Origin of the sequence: Nitrososphaera sp. (assembly GCF_050748925.1) — an archaeon.
In the GTDB taxonomy this organism is placed as follows: Archaea; Thermoproteota; Nitrososphaeria; order Nitrososphaerales; family Nitrososphaeraceae; genus Nitrososphaera.
In genome coordinates, this window is record NZ_JBOGQF010000225.1 from 1 (window position 1) to 1,626 (window position 1,626).

Below are 1,626 nucleotides of genomic sequence, written 5' to 3' on the forward strand. Positions count from 1 at the left end.
ATCTAGCTATGACTGCATGTACCTTATCCTTCTCTTTTGCGCCAATTACGCCTAACAAACAGGCATTATTTCGGACGCTTTTGCCAGATTCGCCGCTTGCCATGGAATCGACCCACATATAGAATGCCGTACGTACATGGGTGATGATCCAAATCCTTGAAATTTGGAGTAACGATGCCCGGACTGAATATGCAGCAAAAATTTCCGGCCATCGGTTCTTTCTTAAAACTACCAGCCCTGATGCCGACTATACCCACATTATCTACGCGGCGCCTTACATCGAAGGATACATGGAGGCCCTGAAGGAGCAGCTGGACCAGATTATCGCGGCCGCTGAAGCCAAGCCGTTTGTTGAAACGGAAAATTGGGACGCAGCATTGAAAAGGCCCGGCGACTAGCATCTTCCGGTATCCTGACGCGGAAGCAATGTTCACAACTGGTAAAAGCATGCAGCCGTTGAGATTCACTGGTAGGCCACCGCGGAGCATCCCTTCATTACCCCACACGGCTTCGCAATAATCTGGCTCCTCATGGCGGCCATCGGTGGCCTACCTATTATTTTATGAAAAGTGCTCCGGCCGGGATTCGAACCCGGGATCTCCGCCTTGAGAGGGCGAAATGCTTAACCGGACTACACCACCGGAGCTTGCACGTCATTCTTTATACTCTTCATAAAAACCTAACTTTGCCGAAAAGGAAATAATCTTGTGTTCCTGTAATGCGGCGGGACTCATGGTAACAAGAGGCACGATTTCGATAAACGCGCCAAAGCAAGCGGCGTACGACGCGCTGCTGGCGGCATGCAAGGACATGGACGCCAAGATAAAGTACGCCAATGCAGAGTCCTTTACCGTCGACGGCGAATCCGGCACGATGTGGCTGCAGAACCGGTTCTCGTTTCGGTTCTACGCGAGGCTGCGCGATCAGCACGACGGTGCCATGCTCGAGGTCCATGACTTTTCCCCGTTCAGGATGGACAAAAAGTTGCTCCGCAAGCTCTTTGAAAAAATAGAGAAAAAAGTGAGCGTCACAGAGCCGGCGTACGACGACGTGCAGCGCATCGATCCGGTGCCGGAGCAAAAGGCGCCCCCGCCTTCCTGGCTGCCTACCGCGCCAGTCAAAGCGGCCGAGCCGGCCAAGGCGGCCGCGCCTCGGCTGCTGGTGGAGGGGGGCCGGATAAAGGGGCGCGAGTACACCGTCAGGGTCGAGGGCGGGGAGGAGGCGCTCGCAGACAGGATGACCATAGTGCCCATAGAGGCCGGCAACCTTGTCCGCCTGACAAAGGGTGATTTTCTGGTGCGCGAGATACCGATAAGCTCGATAGAGCGTCGAGCCGTTTTCAGAGGCCGAGAAGGGCCTGCTTGGCAGCAAGGACAACCGCAAGATCGTCCTTTCCTACACAGATGGCATGTCGCACTCTCTGACGATCGACGTAGACGACGGCAAGGACGGAGAGATTGTGCGAGAGTTGAACACGCTCAAGGATCTTGAAGCGAGGTATTTTGAGGCCTCTGAGTTTGAATACCTGCAGGGCAGCGAGTGGGTCCGTTCGCGTTTCTATTTCTAGACGCCGTTCCTCGCGCAGGGGGAAAAAGTCCTCTGGAAGGAAGAGGACATGGCCGGCTT

At 54.9% G+C, this 1,626-nt stretch carries 2 protein-coding genes and 1 tRNA gene; 2 read left to right on the plus strand and 1 reads right to left on the minus strand.

What is annotated here, in order from left to right; genetic code table 11:
- Positions 1-140: 140 nt before the first annotated feature.
- The gene (locus tag ACREAY_RS11760; protein WP_431755957.1) at positions 141-398 is read left to right on the plus strand and encodes a hypothetical protein; all 258 of its coding nucleotides are present in this window, start codon (positions 141-143) and stop codon (positions 396-398) included.
- Between the two features lie 172 nt (positions 399-570).
- Here ACREAY_RS11760 and ACREAY_RS11765 read toward each other — a convergent pair.
- A tRNA-Glu gene (locus ACREAY_RS11765) sits at positions 571-646 on the minus strand.
- Between the two features lie 86 nt (positions 647-732).
- On the opposite strand from ACREAY_RS11765, the gene ACREAY_RS11770 reads away from it, so the two are divergent.
- On the plus strand, positions 733-1,491 hold the full coding sequence (locus ACREAY_RS11770; RefSeq protein WP_431755958.1) for a hypothetical protein: 759 nt from the start codon (positions 733-735) through the stop codon (positions 1,489-1,491).
- Positions 1,492-1,626 lie beyond the last annotated feature (135 nt).